Source organism: Ruegeria lacuscaerulensis, from assembly GCF_013034745.1.
Taxonomy (GTDB): domain Bacteria; phylum Pseudomonadota; class Alphaproteobacteria; order Rhodobacterales; family Rhodobacteraceae; genus Ruegeria; species Ruegeria lacuscaerulensis_B.
Map to the genome: position 1 here is coordinate 1 of NZ_WQGP01000025.1, position 4,078 is coordinate 4,078.

Annotated in this window: 3 protein-coding genes; all 3 read left to right on the forward strand. The window is 61.4% G+C overall.

Annotated elements, in window-relative coordinates; translation table 11 throughout:
* Positions 1-927 (forward strand): TAXI family TRAP transporter solute-binding subunit (locus GOV79_RS22200; protein ID WP_214648148.1); only part of this gene is annotated, 927 nt, incomplete at its 5' end.
* A gap of 106 nt (positions 928-1,033) precedes the next feature.
* A complete protein-coding gene (locus GOV79_RS22205) occupies positions 1,034-3,652 on the forward strand; it encodes a TRAP transporter permease (RefSeq protein WP_170782436.1) in 2,619 nt (872 codons plus the stop codon).
* A partial coding sequence (locus tag GOV79_RS22210) for a universal stress protein (RefSeq protein ID WP_170775899.1) occupies positions 3,649-4,078 on the forward strand: 430 nt, incomplete at its 3' end. The genes GOV79_RS22205 and GOV79_RS22210, both read left to right, overlap by 4 nt.

The following is a 4,078-nucleotide window of genomic DNA, read 5'->3' on the forward strand; positions in this document are numbered from 1 at the left end:
GCCGCATTTTTGTCGCCTGCGGCTTATGCTGAGGAGTTCATCACGATTGGCACGGGTGGTGTAACGGGCGTTTATTATCCGACGGGTGGCGCGATTTGTCGTTTGGTGAACAAGGGCCGTAAGGAGCATGGGGTTCGGTGTTCGGTGGAATCGACGGGTGGGTCGGTTTACAACATCAACACCATCCGCGAGGGTGAGCTGGAGTTTGGTGTGGCGCAGTCTGACTGGCAGTACCATGCTTACAACGGCACCTCGAAATTCGAAGATGCGGGCGCGTTTGAGAACCTGCGCGCGGTGTTCTCGGTCCATCCTGAGCCGTTCACGGTTGTGGCGCGCGCGGATGCGGGGATTTCCAGCTTTGAAGACCTCAAGGGCAAGCGCGTGAACATCGGCAACCCGGGTTCGGGTCAGCGCGGCACGATGGATGTTGTGCTTGAGGCCGTGGGCTGGACGCTGGACGATTTCGAGCTGGCCTCGGAGCTGAAAGCGGCTGAGCAGTCGGCGGCGCTGTGCGACAACCAGATCGATGCGATGATCTACACCGTGGGTCACCCGTCGGGCTCGATCCAGGAGGCGACCACTGCCTGTGATTCCGTTCTGGTGAACGTGACCGGCGATGCGATCGATGGTCTGATCGACGGCAATTCCTACTACCGCACCGCGACCATCCCCGGTGGCATGTATCGCGGCTCGGATGGCGACACCACGACCTTTGGTGTGGGCGCGACCTTTGTGACCTCGGCGGATGTATCCGATGACGCGGTCTATGCGGTTGTCAGCTCGGTCTTTGAAAACTTTGACGATTTCAAAAAGCTGCACCCGGCATTTGCGAACCTGAAGCCCGAAGAGATGATCTCGGACGGTCTGTCGGCGCCGCTGCATCCGGGTGCCGAGAAGTACTACAAGGAAAAAGGCTGGCTGCAGTAAGCCGGACCTGATGTGGGGCGCGCCTGTGACGGGCGCGCCCCTTTTGCACCCGGAGCAGCCGGGTGGACGATAAGGCCGAAACGGCCATATGACGGGGAGACGCCAGATGAGTTCCGACACACAATCCAACCGCCCGCTATCCGAGGAAGAGCTTCAGGATCTGGTGGCGTCCTCTGACGCGGGCGCGCGCAATCCGGCGGGGAATGTGGGGCTGTTTCTGGCCATCGTGGCGGTGCTGTGGTCGGTCTTTCAGGTGGTGCTGGCCTCGCCCTTGTCGAATGTGCTGCTGCCGGGCAGCGTGGTGAACAACTCGCGCCAGATCCATCTGGCCTTTGCGATCTTTCTGGCCTTTGCGGCCTATCCGGCGCTGAAATCCAGCCCGCGCAATTACATCCCCGTGCAGGATTGGATCATGGGCGTGGTGGGTGCGGTGATCGCGCTTTATGGTTATATTTTCTACGAAAAAGTCGTGAACAATGGCCTGCTGGCCGATGACGTGGACAAATGGGTGGCCCTGGCTGGGTTGCTGTTGCTGTTCGAGGCCGCGCGGCGTGCGCTTGGCCCGGCGATGGCGATCATTGCCACGATTTTCCTGGCCTATGTGTTCTTTGGCTCATCCTCCTGGGTGCCCGAGGTGATCCAGTGGAAGGGCGCCAGCCTGAAAAAGGCCATGAGCCATATGTGGATCACGTCCGAAGGTGTGTTTGGCATCGCTTTGGGCGTCTCGACCAAGTTCGTCTTCCTCTTCGTGCTGTTCGGTGCGCTTTTGGATAAGGCGGGTGCGGGCAATTACTTTATCAAGATGGCCTTTGGCGCGCTGGGTCACCTGCGCGGCGGCCCGGCCAAGGCGGCTGTGGTGGGGTCTGCGGCGACCGGGCTGATCTCGGGTTCTTCGATTGCCAATGTGGTGACTACCGGCACCTTCACCATCCCGCTGATGAAGCGGGTGGGCTTTTCCAGCGAACAAGCGGGCTCGGTCGAGGTCGCCTCTTCGGTGAACGGTCAGATCATGCCGCCGGTGATGGGGGCAGCGGCCTTTTTGATGGTGGAATATGTGGGCATTTCCTATGTCGAGGTGATCACGCATGCCTTCCTGCCGGCGGCGATCTCGTACATCGCACTGGTCTATATCGTGCACTTGGAGGCGGTGAAGCGGAACATGCCGACGCTGGGCAACCGCGTGGTGTCGATGGGCCGCACGATCGGTGGCATGGCGCTGTTCTTTGTGGGCTTTGCCGGGCTGTGCTATGGCATCCAATACCCGATCAAGGCGGTGATTGCGCTGATCCCCGGTGCCTCGGGTCTGGTGCTGTCGGCGCTGGTTGTTGTGGCCTATATGATCTTGTTGAAACTGGCCTCGGGCGTCGAGGATCTCGTCCCCGATGACCCCAACGCCAAAGAGGTCGAGCTGCCGGTCATTGCCGAGATCTACAAGGCCGGTCTGCATTACCTGCTGCCGATCATCGTGCTGGTCTACTTCCTGATGATCGAGCAGAAATCGCCAGGTCTGTCGGCTTTCTGGGCCACATCGCTGCTGTTCGTGATCCTGCTGACGCAGAAGCCGCTGAAGTCGATCTTCCGGGGTGAGAACAACACGGCCAATGCCTTCATGGCTGGCGTGGCCGACCTGTGGAACGGCCTGATCGACGGCGCGCGCAACATGATCGGCATCGCACTGGCCACCGCCACTGCAGGCGTGATTGTGGGCACCGTGACGCTGACCGGTGTGGGGCAGGTGATGGCCGATCTGGTCGAGTTCCTGTCGGGCGGCAACCTGATCGCCATGCTGGCGCTGGTGGGCCTGCTCAGCCTTATTCTGGGCATGGGCCTGCCGACCACGGCGAACTATATCGTCGTCAGCTCGCTGATGGCGGGTGTGGTCGTGGAACTGGGCGCGCAGGACGGTCTGATCGTGCCGCTGATCGCGGTGCATCTGTTTGTGTTCTACTTCGGCATCATGGCCGATGTGACGCCGCCCGTGGGTCTGGCCAGCTTTGCCGCTGCTGCCGTGTCAGGAGGCGACGCGATCAAGACGGGCTTCACCGCCTTCTTCTATTCCTTGCGCACCGTGGCGCTGCCGTTCGTGTTCATCTTCAACACCGATCTCTTGCTGATTGATGTGGGCTGGGTGCAGGGCATTCTGGTGGCCATCTCTGCGACCATCGCGATCCTGATCTTCACCGCCGGCACCATGGGCTGGTTCCTGACCCGCAACCGCATCTACGAAAGCGTGGCGCTGATCCTGATCGCCTTTGCGCTGTTCCGTCCGGACTTCTTCATGAACCGCATCGCGCCGCCCTTCGCGCAGATCGACCCGGCACAGCTGGAGCAAGCCGTGGGCGACGCCGCACCGGGCAGCACCCTGCGGATCGAGGTCGCGGGCCCCGATTTTGACACCGGCAACATGACCGAAACCACCGTGGTCCTGACGGTCGGCGACGAGGGTGATGGTGCGGCCCGCATCGACGCCCTTGGCCTGTTGCCGCTTGAGGAGGACGGCCTGGTCAAGCTGGATGAGCCTCTGTTCGGCACCCCGGTCTCGGACGAGCTGTCGAACTTCGACTACTACGCCGACGAGCCCGTCCGCATCACCACCGTGCAGGCCCCCCAGAACCAGCCCCCCAAAGAGCTGATCTTCATCCCGGCGCTGATCTTGCTGGGCTTCATCGCCTTCCTGCAACGCAGCCGTGCAGCCCGCACAAGCGAACAAGAGGTAACATCATGATCAAATCCGTCCTCTGTGCCGTAGATGCCGGGAAGCCCGAAACCGATGCCGAGGTCCTACGTCAGGCCGCGCGGCTGGCAGAGCTCGACAATGCTCAGCTTGATGTTGTTACGGTGCTGCCCGATTTTGGGGAATCCTTTGTCGGCAGCTTCTTCGAGCCCGAGCATCACGAGCAAGCCGTGGCCAAAGCGCAAGAAGCGCTCGAGGCGCTGGGTCAATCGGTCCTGGGCGAAGCGCGCAACGCACAGGTACGCCATGTGGTCGCCACGGGCACGGCCTATCAGAAAATCCTGCACACGGCCAAAGAAGCAGGCAGCGACCTGATCGTCATCGGCGCACACCGGCCCGACCTCAAAGACTACCTCCTCGGCCCAAACGCAGCACGCGTCGTCAGACACTCAGAAGTCTCCGTCTACGTCGTGCGCT

What these genes read in the sequence shown, in the direction of transcription:
- GOV79_RS22205 (WP_170782436.1), top strand. Translation starts at nt 1,034, where the DNA reads ATGAGTTCCGACACACAATCCAACCGCCCGCTATCCGAGGAAGAGCTT.